The organism is Phycicoccus sp. Soil802 (genome assembly GCF_001429605.1).
Taxonomy (GTDB): domain Bacteria; phylum Actinomycetota; class Actinomycetes; order Actinomycetales; family Dermatophilaceae; genus Pedococcus.
Genome location: NZ_LMSS01000002.1, coordinates 327604 through 343616 on the forward strand (window position 1 = coordinate 327604; position 16013 = coordinate 343616).

A 16013-nucleotide genomic window follows, 5' to 3' on the forward strand; every position below is an offset into this window, starting at 1 on the left:
CCCGCCCGTCCTCATACCGCCTGGACGCTCATACCGCCTGGACGCGACGACGGCCGGAAGCCCCCTGGCATTCCGGCCGCCGCCAACCCTCAGCTCACCGCAGGGTGATGGTCACCGTGTGTGGCACTCCATCCCCCAGGTCGATCCGCAGCTCGTACGTTCCGACCTGGAGCGGCTTGGTGTTGAGGTTGAACAGGTACTGCCCATCGGTGTACCGGAACAGGTTGCCGGTGGTGGCCGCCGAGGTCGACACCGCCACAACCGTCTGACCCGCCGGCGTGGGGGAGACCTTGCGGACCCACAGCGTGGCCTGCAGGTTCGTCACGCCCGCCGAGGCGCCGGTCAGCGCGAACTTCACCGGGATGGTGCTGCCCTGCTTGTAGACGCCACCCTCCGTGACCGGTGCCAGCACGCCACTCCAGCCGACCGACACCGTGACCGTGAAGGACACCGAGGCGGTGTTTCCTGCGTGGTCAGTCGACGTGCAGGTCACGTTGGTGGTGCCGAGCGGGAAGGTGCTCCCGCTCGCCGGCGTGCAGGTCACCGCAGTGGCACCGTCGACCAGGTCGGTGGCCTGCGGCGTCGGGTAGGTCACGACCGCCCCGTTCGCCGACGTCGCCGTCACGTTGCGGTTCGCGACGCCGCCGAAGGCCGGCGCGGTCGTGTCGACCACGGTCACCGTGAAGGCAGCCGTACCGGTGTTGCCGGTCAGGTCCGTCGCCGAGCAGGTGACGATGGTGTCGCCGAGAGGGAACGTCGAGCCTTGTGCCCGGTCGCACGTCACCGGCCGCGTCCCGTCGACGATGTCCGTCGCCGTCGGAACCACCCAGCTGTGTGCCGCACCCGCGGCCGACGTGGCCTCGATGGTCTGGCTCGCAACCGCCCCGACCACCGGGGCCGTGGTGTCGGCCACGTTGACCGTGAAGGTCTTGTCGACCGAGTTGCCCGACAGGTCCTTCGCCGTGCACGTCACCTGGGTTGCACCCAGGGCGAACTCCGACCCTGAGGCCGGGGAGCAGACGACTGCGGGGGACGGGTCGACCAGGTCGGTGGCCGTCGCGGCGAAGGACACCGGCGCCCCGGTCGGCCCGGTGGCCTCGGCGGTGGGGACGGAGATGTCGTTGAACACCGGAGCAGTCGTGTCCCGCACCTTCACGGTGAAGTGGCCTTCGCCCTCGTTGCCGTGGGCGTCAGTGGCCGTGCAGTTGACGGTCGTGCTGCCGAGGGCGAAGGTCGACCCGCTGGCCGGTGCGCAGATGACGCTGACGCCACCGTCGACCAGGTCCGACGCGAGACCGACCGAGTAGGCCACGCTGGCGCCGTCGGGTCCGGTCGCCTCCTCCGTGACGGGAGCGAGGTCGGGGAGCGCCGGCGCGGTGGTGTCCCGGACCTTCACGACGAAGGAACCGGTCGCCTCGTTGCCGTGGGCGTCAGCGGCGGAGCACTCCACCGTGGTGGGCAGGTCGAGGGTGAACTGCGTCCCCGATGCGGGTGTGCAGTGCACCGCGACGGTGCCATCGACGAGGTCGGTGGCCGAGGTGGACCAGCCGACCACAGCGCCTGCCGGGCTGGTGGCCTCGGCCGTGATGTCCTCCGGCACCGTGAGGCTCGGGGCTGTCGTGTCCAACACCGTGACCGTGAACGTGGCCGACCCCGTGTTGCCGTGGGTGTCGTCGGCGGTGCAGGTCACCGTGGTGTTGCCGACCGGGTAGGTCGCGCCGGACGGGTGGTCGCAGCTGACCGTGCGGGCGCCGTCGGTGTCGTCCAGGGCCGTGGCTGCGGGCCAGCTGACGACAGCACCGGAGGGTCCGGTGGCCTCAACCGCCGCCGGCTCGTGAGTGGTCACGACGGGGGCTGTCTTGTCCTGGACGGTCACGACGAACGAACCCGAGCCGGTGTTGCCGGCCGCGTCCTTGGCCGTGCAGGTGACGGTCGTCGAGCCGAAGGCGAACCCGCTGCCCGAGGCCGGGGTGCAGCTGACCGGCCGTGCGCCGTCGACATTGTCCGTGGCGCTCGCGAGGAAGGTGTGGGCCGCGCCCGCGGGACTGGTCGCGTTGATCGTCACGTCTTCGGGCACGGTGACGACGGGAGCCGTGTGGTCCGCCACCGAGACCGAGAAGGTGGTGTTCGAGGAGTGGCCGCTCAGGTCACTGGCCGAACAGGTGACGGTCGTGCTGCCGATCGGGAAGGTGGAGCCCGAGGCGGGCAGACAGGTGACTGGGCGGGTGCCATCGACTGCGTCGGTTGCGGTCGGAGCGGTGTAGGTGGCCGGAGCCCCCGCCGCATTGACCGCGTCCACTGCCACGTCGGAGACCGATGAGAGCGACGGGCCCGTGGTGTCGACGATGGAGTAGGTCGCCGCCGCGGTGCCGAGCAGGCCACCGGCGTCGGTGTAGGAGCAGCTCACCGTTCGGCTCCCGAGCCCGGAGGCCGCGCGGGGTCCGCTGAGGGGTGAGACGGTGGGCGTGACGCTGCCCGAACCGTCGTGGTCGTCAGTCCACGAGCAGATCGGGGTCGGCGCGGAGCCGAACTCGTAGTTGGCACCTGCCGTGACGCCGGACAAGGTCATCACCGGTGCGGTGTTGCTCGTGCAGTTCCACGACACCGCGAAGGTGCCGGTGTCGCCGTCCGGGTAGCCAGCGGACGTGACCTTGACGGCTACCGTCGTGCTTCCAGTCGCTGCGCCCGATGAGATGGTCGTGCTGATCGGGAACGTGAACGACTGCCTGGCGCCGTTCGCGGTGAACCCATCAGGAACGACGACCGCCCCGCCGACCAGGCTGGTCGTGACCTGGGTGCTGCTGTCGGTGATCGCGATGGACAGCGTCTCACCGGGGAGGTAGTGGTTGGTGTTCGCGCCACCCGTGCGCTTGACCTCGACCAGGCCAGACCTGGTGACCGGCAGCGTGCAGGAGGTGGCGACGAGATCGGTGGTGGCCGCGGCGACCGTGTCGCCGTCAGGATTGACCTGGTCGGCGAAGGCCGACCCGGCCGAGAAGAGCGTCATCGTGGCCACGGCGAAGGCCGCGAGCAGACGTGACGGTGCGGACAGTGTCATGGACGTCCCCCAAAGAATGAAGCAGTAGTGGTGAGCGAACGATGACAGCCCCGCTGACCTGCGGAAATACCCCAGAGGAACAAAAAGTCCAAACGGCTGACACGTTCGTTGGGGTGGCTGTGCTAGGCCTTGATTTGGTTGCGTCTGGGGCTGGAAGGGGGCCAACGAGGGGTGAGTCTGCGAGGTAGCGTGAGTTGGTCGCCTGACCAGAATTTGACCTCGGAGGACCTCACGCGGTCGCCATGCTGCGTGCTAGCGTTTCTCACGGTTGCATCAAGCAGTTCCTCGCAAGGTCGACGAAGTGCCCGCCCTAGCACCATCAGAGCGGGCATTCGCCTTCTTAGGTGGCAGTTGGTCTGAGGGCGGGCATGTCTCGTCCGTGGGGGTGTGTACGGCAGCCTGGGTTCCGCGAAGTGCGGATTCCCAATGGCTACAAAAGAAAGAGTTACCCCATGGCACAGGGAACCGTTAAGTGGTTCAACGCTGAGAAGGGCTTCGGCTTCATCGCCCAGGACGGCGGCGGCCCGGACGTGTTCGTCCACTACTCGGCGATCGACTCCTCGGGCTACCGCTCGCTGGACGAGGCGCAGCGCGTGGAGTTCGAGGTCACCCAGGGACCCAAGGGTCCCCAGGCTGACGCCGTTCGCCCGATCTGATCCGAGGACTGCTCAACCAACAGTCTTCCGACAAGGCCCCCACCACCTGGTGGGGGCCTTGTCGCGTCCCGGTATGCCGCGTCGCTCAGCGGGCGAGCGCGGTGAGGAAGTCCTTGGCCACCGGAGCGGCGACGCTGCCACCGCTGGCGCCCTTCTCGACGAGGACCGCGAACGCGACGTCGCCCTGGTAGCCGACGAACCACGCGTGTGTCTCCGGCGGGTTCTTGGTGCCGAACTCCGCGGTCCCGGTCTTGCCGCGGACGGTGCCGCCGGGCGTCCCCCTGAGCACCGTGGCGGTGCCGCTGCTCACGACCTCACCCATCAGCGTCCGGAGCTGGCCGACGACCTTGGCGTCGAGCGGCTTGGGCGTCCGGTCGGCGCCGTCGACGGCCGGGTCGGTGACGAGCGCAGGGGCGATCGTCGAGCCGCGCGCGACGTTCGCGGCGAGGACCGCGAGGGCCAGCGGCGACGTGACGTTGCGACCCTGCCCGATGGCGGCCGAGGCCTTGTCGGTCTTGCCGTTGTTGGCGGGGACGCTCGCGTCGAAGGCGTTGGCGACACCGAGGGTCTTCGCCCACCCCGAGAGGCCGAGGGTGGCAGCGGCCTTGGCCAGGTCGCCGTTGCCCAGCTTGGTCGAGAGCTGCACGAAGGCGGTGTTGCACGAGTGGGCGAAGTCGGTGGTGAAGTCGGGGGTGCCGAGTGACTCGCCCTCGAAGTTCTTGTAGGGCCGGCCGTCGACCACGAACGTCTTGGGGCAGGTGACCGAGGTGTCCGGCGTGACCTTGCCCGAGCTCAGCAACGCGTAGGTGGTGGCGATCTTGAACGCCGACCCGGGCGGGTAGTGACCGGTCATCGCCCGGTCGAAGCCGAGCGCCGGCGAGTTGGCCGAGGCCAGCACGTCACCGGTCTTCACGTCCACCGCGACGAGAGCCGAGGGGACGTCGCCGGTCGAGGCGATCGCGCGCTCGGCGGCGTCCTGCACCGTGGGGGAGAGGGTCGTCGAGACGTCCTTGCCGGGCACGGCGTCCTTGCTGAACAGCGGGTTGTCGGGATCCGTGCTCGAAACCACCTCCACACCCGCGGTCCCGCCGAGGACTGCGTCGTACTGCCCCTGGAGGCCACTGACCCCGGCGTAGTCGCCCGCGGCATACCGGCCCTTGGACTTGGCGATCAGCTCGGCACTCACGGCGCCGAACGAGCCGAGCAACGGCTGGCCGAAGGTGCGCGTCTTGGCCAGCGGCTGCTCCCGAGCAGGGTAGATGACGCCCTTGAGCGCATCGAGGGCGTCCTTGCGCTCGTCGAAGTCGGCCTGCCGGTAGGTGATGACGGGGATCGGCGCCTTGCTGCCCGCCTTCGTCGCGGCGGCCAGCTTGGCCACGAGCGACCCGGCCGGCTCGTCGACGACCTTCTCGAGCTCGCGCACGGTGGCGGCGGTGGCCCGGGCGGGGTCGATCTGCACCGGGTAGACCTTGCCGATCGGGGTCAGGGCCTTCCCGTCACGGTCGAGCAGGGTGCCGCGCTCGCCCCAGGTGCGGTTGGCCGTGAGGGTGGCGCCGACCTTGAGCTGTGGGTGCCACGGCGAGTGGTCCTTGGGGAGCGTGATGGCCCAGCGGTCTCCGCCGGTCTCGGCGCGCTCGGCCGTGACCGGCACGTCGTAGGACCACACGACTCCGCCGGCCAGGGTCCACGAGACGTGCGCAGTGGCCGTCGCGCGGTCGCCGGTGCGCCGCACACCGTCAGCGGTGACCTTGACCGGTCCGGTCCCCAGACCGCCGGTCGCCTTGGCGAACTCCGCCTGCACGACGTCGCTGTTCGTGCCCGTGAACAGCATGCCCGGCGTCGAGAACGACCGCTTCGACCACGAGGCAGCGAACGACGTCACCTCGTCCCTGGCGAGCGTGTCGAGCTCCTTCTCCTGTTCGGAGTGCCGCCACCACAGACCAGCACCGGCCGCTGCCGCGACCAGGACGACGGCGGTGACTCCCCCCACTACTGCGCGTTGCCTCATGCGTCCATCCAACCTCACCTGTTGCGGCTTCGTCCCATTTGTCACCCCGGGACAACCCAGCGGGGAGCTACGGCGTCTGGAGGACAGGGCGCAGGAGGCCGAGCACTCAGGAAGCGCCCGTACACTCGCGGAGGCGATTCGTCGCCGGCCACCTGCAGGGGTGGCGTTTTTCAGGAATCAGAGAGGTACACGTGAGCGAGCCCACCAACGGCTCTGCGCCCGGCGACGACGTCAATGGCCAGAGCACGGGTGCCCCCGCAGACGGCACGCACAGCACCGAAGTCCCCCGGCGTCGGTCCGACCGCCACACGGCCAAGAAGCACCGCCACCCGTGGCTGCGTCGTGCTGCCTTCGGCGTGGCCGGCCTGCTCGTGGTGTCGCTCGTCCTCGGCGTCGCTGCGTACGTCAAGCTCAACGGCAACATCCAGCGCCTCGACATCACCGGCGCGCTCGGTGACCGCCCCACGCAGCAGGCCACGACGGACGCGCAGACCAACCTGGCCCCGCTGAACATCTTCGTGATGGGTTCGGACAGCCGTGAGGGCACCAACCTCGGCAAGGGCCAGACGGAGTACGGCATGGCGGGCAGCCGCTCCGACACCAACCTGATCGTCCACCTCTCCGCCGACCGCAAGTCGGCGATCGTCGTGTCGATCCCGCGTGACTCGATGACGATGGCGCCGCGCGACTGCAAGAACAAGAACGACAAGGTCGACAACGGCGTCATCCGTCAGTGGAACCAGAACTTCACCCTGGGCGGGCCGGCCTGCACGATCCGCACCTTCGAGGGCCTCACGGGCGTCTTCATCGACCACTTCGTCGTGATCGACTTCCGCGGCTTCCAGAGCATGGTCGACGCCCTCGGCGGCGTGACGGTCTGCCTCCCCGAGGCGGTCAAGGACCGCCAGAGCTTCCTGGACCTGCCGGCGGGCAAGTCCAGGGTCAACGGCAAGAACGCGCTGGCCTACGTACGGCTGCGCCACAACATCGGTGACGGGTCGGACCTGGGTCGGATCGACCGTCAGCAGGCGTTCCTGTCGTCGGTGATCCAGGAGGCGACGAAGTCCTCCCTGCTGCTGCGGCCGGACAAGCTGTTCCGCTTCCTCAACGCCACCACCTCGGCGATGACGACCGACAAGGGCCTGAACGTCGGTGAGATGAAGGACATCGCGCAGAGCGTGCAGAAGATCGGCACCGACCAGATCCGCTTCGTGAAGCTCCCGACCGAGGCCTACGCCCCCGACCCGAACCGCGTCCAGTGGACCTCGAGCGCCGACACCATCTGGAAGGCGATCCGCACGGACAAGCCGCTGCCCGGCACGAAGGTGCCCTCGAGCACCACCACGGCCACCGGGTCGCCCACCACGACCGGGCCTGCGCTGACCGTCTCCCCGGACCAGATCCAGGTGCGGGTCAGCAACGACTCGGGCATCGCGGGACTGGCCAAGCAGTCGGCCGCCGAGCTGCAGGTGCAGGGTTTCAACGTCTCGTCGTACATCACCGGCAACAAGAGCGCCGACGGTGTCGTGGTCCGCTACGGCCCGGGGCAGAAGGAGGCGGCGCGCACCGTCGCGGCCGTCTACCCGGGGGCGCAGCTGCGAGAGGACGACAGCCTGAGCACGACGATCGAGCTGAGCATGGGTGTCGGCTCGCCGAAGGCCGTCGAGATCCCCAACCGCCTCGGCACCCAACCGCTCCCCAAACCGACGGTCTCCGCTACACCGAGCACCGGCCCGAGCGAGACCATCAAGGCGCGCACCGCGGCCCAGGACATCTGCACCTGACCCGCCCACGGCACCCCTCGTGCTGTCCGCACAGGGTCGCTTTGCTCCCGTCGAGGGGGTGCAGATACCCTGTGCGGGCTCGGTTGCTCCATCGACCGGGTGAGGAGACGTCGCCTAGTCCGGTCTATGGCGCCGCACTGCTAATGCGGTTTGGGTTTATCGCCCATCGAGGGTTCAAATCCCTCCGTCTCCGCCACACCCAGCAAGGCCCGACACGCTCGTCGTCGGGCCTTGCTTCGTCCAGTCGAACGCGGCATCCGGATCCGTTTGGCTCGATCCGGAGACGGGATCCGGCCCGCTCGGGCATCCTGTGGGCGACCAAGTCAAGGAGCGTCATGTCGTACCCGTCCAACCCGTTCGGCCCGCCCGGGCACCAGCCCCAGCCCCAGTCCCAGCCGGCGTACCCACAGCAGCCCCACCCGCAGAACCCCCAGGCGTGGGCGCCAGTCCAGCAGACCGGGTATGCCGCGCAGCCGCCTGCGTCCGCGCCGTACCAGCCGTTCTCGCCGGCTCCCAAGGGTGGCAACGGCCTGGCCGTCACGGCGATCGTGCTGAGTGGGCTCGCCCTCTTGGGCGTCGTGGCGATGGCCGCGTTCTTCTTCGTCGGGCCGATCATGGCCGGGGGCGGCTACGCCCTCACGGGCGAGGTGACGGTCGTCGACAAGGGTGCGAGCTACTCGGACCTGCAGGACGCGCTGGTCGCCGCGATCGAGGACGACGGCGGCTCGGTCGACGAGATCGTGTGCCCCGAGCGCTCCCAGGTCGGTCAGGGACTGGTCACGGTCTGCCACGGCTCGGTGGACGGCTTCGACTGGACCGGGATCGTCGTGTTCGAGGACGACGAGGGCTCGTTCATCCTCACGGAGTACTGATCCAGGGCGGCCTGCTCGGTCGTGGTCAGCGGCCCCCCGCGGAAGATCCACGACCGCATGGCCACGAACCGCACGACCGTCGAGGCAGCCGTCGCAGCGCCGACGACGAAGGTCGCCACGACAGTCGACGGGGCAGCGACCACCGCGTGCAGGAGCGCCAACGCGCCCGCAGTCATCAGCCAGGTGATCCCGAAGACGGCCAGCCCCTGCACCTGTGACCGGAGCCGACCGACGCCCCGGATGCCGAAGGTCCAGCGCCGGTTGAGCCCCGTGTTGGCCAGGGTCGCCAGGAGCAGGGCGACGAGGTTGGCTGCCTGGGTCGAGGCCAGCGCCGACGCGAGCGACGCGAACAGGCCGAGGTGGATGACCGTCGACACGACACCCACCGCGGCGAACCGGCTGACCTGCCGCCACGTCCCGGTGGACGGGGCGCGGCGGCCGATCCGTGCGGCGATGTCCGCGACGGGCAGCCGCCCGGAGGCCAGCCCACGGCGCAGCCTGACCACCCCGCGCAGGTCGTCGAGCGCCGTGGCGAGGACGTCGACCCGCGAGTCGGGGTCGTCGAACCAGTCCACAGGCACCTCGTGGATGCGCAGCCCCGAGCGTTGGGCGAGCACCAGCAGCTCCGTGTCGAAGAACCACGTGGGGTCCTCGACCAGCGGCAGCAGCTCGGCCGCCACGTCGGCCCGGATCGCCTTGAACCCGCACTGGGCATCGGTGAACCCGGCCCCCAGCGCCCCCTTGAGGACGAGGTTGTAGCAGCGCGAGATCACCTCACGCCTGGCTCCCCGCACGACCCGTGAGCCCCGGGCGAGGCGTGACCCGATGGCCAGGTCGGAGTGCCCCGACATCAGTGGTGCCACCAGCGGCCACAGGGCATCGAGGTCCGTCGAGAGGTCCACGTCCATGTAGGCGAGGATCGGCGCATCGGAGGCGAGCCACACCTGCTTGAGCGCGCGCCCGCGTCCCTTCTGGGCCAACCGCGCCAGCGCCACCCCCGGCAGCTCCGCGGCCAGCACCGACGCGACGGCCACCGTCGCGTCGGTGCTGGCGTTGTCCGCCACCGTGATCCGGAACGGGTAGGGGAAGGTCTCGACCAGGTGGGCGTGCAGCCGTCGGACGCTGGCGGCGACCGTGTGCTGCTCGTTGTGGACGGGGATGACGACGTCGAGGACGGGGGCGGTCATCGGAGGACTCCTCAGGTGGTCTGCGTGGTCGTGCCGGTGGCCGTCGACGCGCCGCTCCACGTCAACGGCTGGGTGAGGTCGTAGAAGGTCGAGCCGCCGATCGTGACCTGGGTGAAGTTGGCCGCCACCCACTCGGAGATCTCGGAGCCGGTGCCGGAGCCACCCATCCCGCCACCCGGGCCACCACCGGCCCCGCCACTCGCAGCGCTGTTGACACTCCCGCCTCCGGCAAAGAAGTGGATGTCGCCGTCCGCGACGTACTGCTGGAACTGCGCCAGGGTCGGGCTGGGGTCGCTGCCGTTGAAGCCACCGATCGCCATCACCGGCAGACCGGTCCCGAGCTGCAACCCGGCCGCGTTCTGCGAGCCGATCGCGGCGGCGACCCAGCGGTACGAGCTGGCGTCGGCTGACAGGGCCGAGACGACCTCGGTGTTCGGGGTGGAGGCGTCGAGCAGTCCGCCCATGCCACCCGCCCCGCGGGTGCCCTGGGTGCCGGTGGCCCCCTGCGGCCCGGCGAACGTGCCCTGCGGAGGTGCACCCGTGCCACCCGGGCCACCACCCGGCATACCTCCGCCTCGGCCGCCGGCCACAGCGGGGCCCGCGGTGACGATGGAGCCGGTGTGCGCCGTGCCGACGGTCTGGACGCTGTAGGCGGCCGGTCCGGCGAGCGCCGCGACGAGGGCGCCGGCGATGACCACGGGCACGAACCGGCGGTGCAGCTGCGTGATCGCGAGCAGCAGGAGGGCGCTGGCGAGGCCGAGCGCGAGGACGACGATCCGCAGCCAGCCCTGCCAGTCGGTCCGCGACAGCAGGATGAACGACCAGGTGGCGGCGGCAGCCGTGGCGGCGGCCAGGGTGATCGAGCCGACCGGGCTGTGCCGGCGCTCCCACGCCTCGGCCGCGCCCATGCCGACCAAGGCGGCGATGGCGGGGGCGAGGGCGACCGTGTAGTACTCGTGGAAGATGCCGGCCATCAGCGAGAACGTCACCATCGTGACGAGCAGCCAACCGCCCCAGACCACGTATGCCGCGCGGCGGGCGTCGGTGCGCGGGGCCCGGCCCCGCAGGTAGAGGCCGACGGCCAGGAGGAGCAGGGCCGACGGGATGAGCCACGAGATCTGGCCGCCGATGGACGAGCTGAACATCCGCCCGAGCCCGGTCGTGCCCCAGCCGTTGCCACCGCCGACCGAGCCGGTCTCGTTGCCGCTGATCCGGCCGAGGCCGTTGTATCCGAACGTGACCGACAGGAACGAGTTGTCCTGCGAGCCGCCGATGTAGGGCCGCATGCTCGCCGGGACGAGCTCGACGATGGCCACCCACCAGGCCGCTGAGAGGACCATGACGGCCGCCCCGATCAGGGCACCGGTGATGCGACGGCGGAGCGTGGTGTCGGCGAACAGGACGTAGGCCAGGCCGAACGCCGGGACGACGAGGAGGACCTGGAGCGCCTTGGTGAGGAAGCCGAGGCCGATGAAGACGCCCACGATCGCGAACCACTTGGCCGAGCCCTGCTCGATCGACTTCATCGTCGCCCACGCGCCGAGCGCCATGAGCAGGACCAGCAGCGCGTCGGGGTTGTTGAACCGGAACATCAGGACGGCCACCGGCGTCAGCGCCATGACCGCGCCACCGATCAGTCCGGCTGCGGCGCCGAAGTGGCGCTTCACCGTCGCGTGGACGACGCCGACCGCGGCCACCCCCATCAGCACCTCGGGCAGGAGGATGCTGAACGAGCTGAGCCCGAGCACCCGCACCGACAGAGCCATCACCCACAGCGAGGCGGGTGGCTTGTCGACGGTGATCGAGTTGCCCGCGTCGGAGGAGCCGAAGAAGAACGCCTTCCAGCTGTCGCTCCCGGCCTGCACGGCGGCGGAGTAGAACGAGTTGGCGTAGCCGTTGGCGGTGAGGTTGTAGAGGTAGAAGAGGGCCGTCGCGAGGAGCAGGCCGAGGAGTGCTGGGCGGGCCCACGCCGGGTCGCCGGCCGGACCGCGCCACAGGCGCTCGATCCGACTCGGCGTCGTCGGCGCGGCCGGACCTGCCGGCACGGGAGTGGTGGGGCGCGCGGGCAGCACGGGCTGGCTGGTGGCGTCGCGGTGGAGGGTCATCGTGTCCATGTCCCTACGGTCGAGCTCGGCCCTGTGCGATCCCTGTGCTGCCCCTGAGCCCCGGTGATGAGCTCCGGTGATGAGCTCCGACTGCGGTCCCGTGCTTTCGGCCAATTGGCCGACTTCCCGCGCGCAGAGGCGGGTTGGTGGCGTGGTCCCGGCCAATTGGCCGACTTCCCGCGCGCAGCGGCTGATTGGTGCCGTGTTTTCGGCCAATTGGCCGAGTTCTTCGCGGGCGCTCAGCCCCGCGGCAGGGCGACCGTGAAGGTCGTGTCGCCGGGACTGGAGGACAGCTCGACGTTGCCCCCATGTGACTTGGCGACCGCGTCGACGATCGAGAGCCCGAGGCCACTCGAGCCGGACGCCCGGTTGCGGGAGTCATCGCCGCGGGTGAAACGCTGGAAGACGTTGCGCTGCAACGACTCCGGCACGCCCGGACCATCGTCCGAGACGCTGAGCCTGACCCACTGACCGTCGGGCTTGACCGACATGACGACGCGGGTGCCCGCCGGGGTGTGGGTGCGGGCGTTCGCGAGGAGGTTCGCGACGACCTGGTGCAGCCGGGCGGAGTCGCCGGTCACCTCGACCGGCTGGTCGGGCAGGTCGAGCTCCCAGCGGTGGTCGGGGGAGGCGGCATGGGCGTCACTGACCGCATCCATCGCGAGCAGCGACAGGTCGACGGGCTCGCGGTCCAGCGGCCGGCCGGCGTCGAGGCGGGCCAGCAGCAGGAGGTCCTCGACCAGGCCCTGCATGCGCAACGCCTCGGACTCGACGCGCGACAGCGCGTGGGTGACCGACGCCGGCACCGGCTCGCGCTCGCGACGGGACAGCTCGGCATACCCGCGGATGGAGGCGAGGGGAGTACGCAGCTCGTGCGACGCGTCGGCGACGAACTGGCGCACCCGCTGCTCGCTGTCGTGCCGTGACTGCAGGGCGCCCTCGACGTTGTCGAGCATGTTGTTGAGCGCGAGGCCGACCTGGCCGACCTCGGTGCGCGGGTCGGTGTCGGCTGGGGGGATCCGCTCGGCGAGCGCAACCGCTCCGGAGTCGAGCTTGAGTGTGGAGACCTGGGTGGCCATGTGGGCGACCCGCTGCAGCGGCGCGAGGTTGCGACGCACCAGCCACAGGCCGCCCGCCGAGACGATGACGAACCCGACGATCGTGCCGCCGACCACGAGGGTGATCATCGTGACGACGGTCTCGTTGATGCTCTCGACCGGCAGGCCGCTGATGACGGTGTCACCGTCCACCGCCCGCCCGGCCGCGACCCGGTAGTCGCCGAGACCTGGCACGTCGACGGTCTTGGGGGTCGACCCGATGCTGGCTGCGTTGAGGGCGTCGATCTGTGCGGCGGTCAGGGTGCCGGAGGTGCGGTCGTGCTCCACCCGGCTCTGCGTGGCGACGCCGTTGCTGAGCCGCAGGAAGAGCGACTCACCCGCGGCGCCGGGCGGGCCACTCGGACCGGTGCCGTCGCCGCCGGGTCGTCCCCGGTCGGGGCCGCCGGCCCGCACGAGGCTGGCGGTGACGCCCTCGTCGAGCTGGCGGACCAGGCTGTGGTGCAGCAGCAGGACGGTCAGCGCCCCTGACGCCAGCGTGACGACCAGGAAGAGCCCGACGACGGTGGCCACGAGCTTGCTGCTCAGCGACCACGCTGCGGGGTCGAGGCGCGAGCGGGCCGAGCCGACCGCTGGGGCAGGGCTCATGCCGCGGGCTTGAGGACGTACCCGACGCCACGCATGGTGTGGATCATCGGCTCGCGACCCGCGTCGATCTTCTTGCGCAGGTAGGAGATGTAGAGCTCCACGACGTTGGCCTGGCCACCGAAGTCGTAGTTCCACACGCGGTCGAGGATCTGCGCCTTGGAGAGCACGCGCCTGGGGTTGCGCATGAGGTAGCGGAGCAGCTCGAACTCGGTCGCGGTGAGGTTGATCGGCTCGCCGGCGCGGGTCACCTCGTGGCTGTCCTCGTCCATGCTGAGGTCACCCACCACCAGGACGGAGTCGGACTCGTCGGTCACCACGGCGGTGCGACGCATCAGGGCGCGCAGCCGGGCCACCACCTCCTCGAGGCTGAACGGCTTGGTGACGTAGTCGTCGCCGCCGGCGGTGAGGCCGGCCACCCGGTCCTCGACCGCGTCCTTGGCAGTCAGGAAGAGCACGGGGACGTTCGGGTTGTCGCCGCGCATCCGGCGCAGCACCTCGAGCCCGTCGAAGTCGGGGAGCATCATGTCGAGGGCGACGGCGTCGGGCTGGAACTCCCGGGCCGCGCGGACCGCTGCGACACCGGTGGCTGCGGTGCGGACCTCCCAGCCCTCGTAGCGCAGCGCCATCCCGAGCAGCTCGGTGAGGTTGTTCTCGTCGTCCACGACGAGGACTCGGACGGGCGAGCCGTCGAGGCGCTGGAGCTTGGCAGAGGCTGACTGCTGCGCGTTCATGCCCTCAGGAAACACCGGAACCATGTGCGGCGCCCTCGTAACTCCTGTGCGAATCCTGTGAGACCTCTGTGTCGGATGCTCAGTCGCCCGATACCCCTTCCACAGCCTCGCCACAGCGTCGGTGCCGAGAGTCGGACCCGACCACCTCCCCATCGACGTTGGAGAACCGATGACGACCCCGCGCACCGACGACACCGTCCCCCACCTCGAGTGGGCCCAGACCCAGACCTTCCCGTATGCCGCGCCGGCCCCCACCCCGGCCCCCGCACCTTCGGGTGTGGCCGCGGACACCGCGCCGGACACCGCGCCGGCCCTCAACCCGCCCACCTGGAGCGGTCGCAAGACCGCGATCGCCGCGGCGCTCGCCATCGGCATCTCGTCGGTGGGCGCGGTGGGCGCGGCTGCTGCGATCCCGGCGGGAAGCACCGCCGGTGGCGGCCAGGTGCAGCAGGGTGGCTTCGGCCCCGGAGGTCGTCAGCAGGGTGGGTTCATCCCGCCGGGGATGCAGCAGGGCTCCCAGCTGCCCGACGGCCCCGGGTCGGTGCAGCAGGCGCCCGGCGGCACGTCGCAGGCGCCCGGCGGCACGTCGCAGGCGCCCGGCGCCCGGCTCCAGCAGCCCGTCGCCCCGAACGCGAGCACGACATGATCCACGTGGCCGTCCTGCCGCGCAGCGCCCGGGCGCGCTGGGCGCGGAGCCGGACCGCGACACCCGGGTCGGCGGCATACCCGAGCTCGGAAGCGTTGCCCAGCAAGGACTTCAGCATCGTGCCGGTCTGTGGGTCGGTGCGACCCTCGGCGTCGCAGCGGCGGCTGAGCCAGCCCTGACCTCAGGGACGGATCTCGCCGGAGCCGCGCTCGACCAGCTCCGGTGCCAGCACCACGTGGCGCGGGGGTGAGGTGTCGCCGTCGATGCGGGCGAAGAGACGCTGGGCCACCTCGGCCCCGATCGCGCCGACGTTCTGTCGGATGACGGTCAGTGGTGGGTCGACGATGTCGGCCAACGGGAAGTCGTCGAAGCCGACCAGCGCGATCTCACCGGCCTTGCCGAGCCGGTGCAGGGCACGAATCGTGCCGACTGCCAACGAGTTTCGCGCAGCGAAGATCGCGGTTGGGGGCTCGTCGCTGGCGAGGAGGCGGCGGACCGCGGCCTCCGCGTCCTCGGGCGAGCGCAGTGACGTGATGGTCATCGAGGGGTCGATGGGGAGGTGCCTGGCCCGCATCGCAGCCTCGAAGCCCTCGTGTCGGGTGCGTGCCGTCTGGATGGTCGGCAGGTCGCCGAGGAACGCGATCCGCCGGTGTCCGTGGGCGACCAGGTGGTAGACCGCGAGCCGCGAGCCACGGGCGTTGTCGATCGTGACCGAGTCGGTGTCGATGCCGTTGGGGCTGCGGTCCACGAACACGATGGGCAGGCCGCTGCGCAGGTCGTCGGCGAGGTAGTCGTGGCGGTCGGTCGCGGGCATGAGGAGCAGGCCGTCGACCCGACGGCGGACCAGCCCCTCGACCAGCGCCCGCTCGCGCTCGGGCTCCTCGTCGAGGCTGGACGCCACGATGACGACGTCGCGGTCGCGGGCCTCGTCCTCCAGGCTGCGCAGGAGGCTGGACGAGAACGAGTTGCTGACGTCCTGCAGGAGGGCGCCGACCATGGCGGTCTTGCCGTGGCCGCGCCGCAGGTTGCTCGCCGCGAGGTTGTGCCGGTAGCCGAGCTGGGCGACCGCCCGCTCCACCCGCGTCACGACGTCGGCGGAGACGCCGGACTCCCGGTTGACGACGCGCGACACCGTCTTGAGGCTGACGCCCGCGAGCGCCGCCACCTCGCGCATGGTGGCGCGGGGGCGTCGAGGGTCACCCTTTGACAACGATGTCACGATCACGTCTGCAGTTGTACAGGAACCGTTGACAAAAGCACAAC

At 70.5% G+C, this 16013-nt stretch carries 12 protein-coding genes and 1 tRNA gene; 6 read left to right on the forward strand and 7 right to left on the reverse strand.

The window, feature by feature from the left end; all coding sequences use genetic code 11:
• Window positions 1-94: 94 nt before the first annotated feature.
• Window positions 95-3058, reverse strand: a complete 2964-nt coding sequence (locus ASG91_RS04940) for an HYR domain-containing protein (protein ID WP_056921503.1) — start codon at window positions 3056-3058, stop codon at window positions 95-97.
• 452 nt (window positions 3059-3510) lie between these two features.
• Here ASG91_RS04940 and ASG91_RS04945 point away from each other — a divergent pair, with 452 nt between their 5' ends.
• Window positions 3511-3714 carry a cold-shock protein gene (locus ASG91_RS04945; RefSeq protein WP_056915917.1) on the forward strand — a complete coding sequence of 68 codons (204 nt, stop codon included), beginning with the start codon at window positions 3511-3513 and terminating at the stop codon, window positions 3712-3714.
• A gap of 85 nt (window positions 3715-3799) precedes the next feature.
• Here the strand turns inward: ASG91_RS04945 and ASG91_RS04950 are convergent, their stop codons facing one another.
• Window positions 3800-5722, reverse strand: coding sequence for a penicillin-binding transpeptidase domain-containing protein (locus ASG91_RS04950; RefSeq protein WP_082593919.1), 1923 nt, complete (start codon window positions 5720-5722; stop codon window positions 3800-3802).
• A gap of 191 nt (window positions 5723-5913) precedes the next feature.
• Here ASG91_RS04950 and ASG91_RS04955 point away from each other — a divergent pair, with 191 nt between their 5' ends.
• The 3 genes from ASG91_RS04955 (at window position 5914) to ASG91_RS04965 (ending at window position 8378) form a co-directional block, all read left to right on the forward strand.
• Window positions 5914-7506 carry an LCP family protein gene (locus ASG91_RS04955; RefSeq protein ID WP_056921505.1) on the forward strand — a complete coding sequence of 531 codons (1593 nt, stop codon included), beginning with the start codon at window positions 5914-5916 and terminating at the stop codon, window positions 7504-7506.
• Between the two features lie 103 nt (window positions 7507-7609).
• Window positions 7610-7702: transfer RNA gene (locus ASG91_RS04960), tRNA-Ser, on the forward strand.
• A 139-nt stretch (window positions 7703-7841) separates the two neighbouring features.
• Entirely contained in the window at window positions 7842-8378 is a 537-nt protein-coding gene (locus tag ASG91_RS04965; protein ID WP_056921506.1) for a hypothetical protein, read from the forward strand.
• Here the strand turns inward: ASG91_RS04965 and ASG91_RS04970 are convergent.
• The 4 genes from ASG91_RS04970 to ASG91_RS04985 form a co-directional block, all read right to left on the reverse strand.
• Entirely contained in the window at window positions 8273-9565 is a 1293-nt protein-coding gene (locus tag ASG91_RS04970) for a bifunctional glycosyltransferase family 2/GtrA family protein (protein WP_082593965.1), read from the reverse strand. The two genes, ASG91_RS04965 and ASG91_RS04970, sit on opposite strands and share 106 nt — an antisense overlap.
• Before the next feature lie 11 nt (window positions 9566-9576).
• Window positions 9577-11679 carry a glycosyltransferase family 39 protein gene (locus ASG91_RS04975; protein ID WP_056921507.1) on the reverse strand — a complete coding sequence of 701 codons (2103 nt, stop codon included), beginning with the start codon at window positions 11677-11679 and terminating at the stop codon, window positions 9577-9579.
• 230 nt (window positions 11680-11909) lie between these two features.
• On the reverse strand, window positions 11910-13373 hold the full coding sequence (locus ASG91_RS04980) for a HAMP domain-containing sensor histidine kinase (protein ID WP_056921508.1): 1464 nt from the start codon (window positions 13371-13373) through the stop codon (window positions 11910-11912).
• On the reverse strand, window positions 13370-14104 hold the full coding sequence (locus ASG91_RS04985) for a response regulator transcription factor (RefSeq protein WP_056921509.1): 735 nt from the start codon (window positions 14102-14104) through the stop codon (window positions 13370-13372). The genes ASG91_RS04980 and ASG91_RS04985 overlap by 4 nt, the downstream gene beginning before the upstream one ends.
• Window positions 14105-14273: 169 nt before the next feature.
• Between ASG91_RS04985 and ASG91_RS04990 the strand changes: the two genes are divergently transcribed.
• Both ASG91_RS04990 and ASG91_RS04995 read left to right on the forward strand, forming a co-directional pair.
• The gene (locus ASG91_RS04990) at window positions 14274-14750 is read left to right on the forward strand and encodes a hypothetical protein (protein WP_056921510.1); all 477 of its coding nucleotides are present in this window, start codon (window positions 14274-14276) and stop codon (window positions 14748-14750) included.
• Window positions 14747-14929: a hypothetical protein gene (locus ASG91_RS04995; RefSeq protein WP_056921511.1), complete on the forward strand. Its 183-nt coding sequence runs from the start codon at window positions 14747-14749 to the stop codon at window positions 14927-14929. The genes ASG91_RS04990 and ASG91_RS04995 overlap by 4 nt, the downstream gene beginning before the upstream one ends.
• A gap of 2 nt (window positions 14930-14931) precedes the next feature.
• Here the strand turns inward: ASG91_RS04995 and ASG91_RS05000 are convergent, their stop codons facing one another.
• Window positions 14932-15969 carry a LacI family DNA-binding transcriptional regulator gene (locus ASG91_RS05000; protein WP_235545413.1) on the reverse strand — a complete coding sequence of 346 codons (1038 nt, stop codon included), beginning with the start codon at window positions 15967-15969 and terminating at the stop codon, window positions 14932-14934.
• Window positions 15970-16013: the final 44 nt, after the last annotated feature.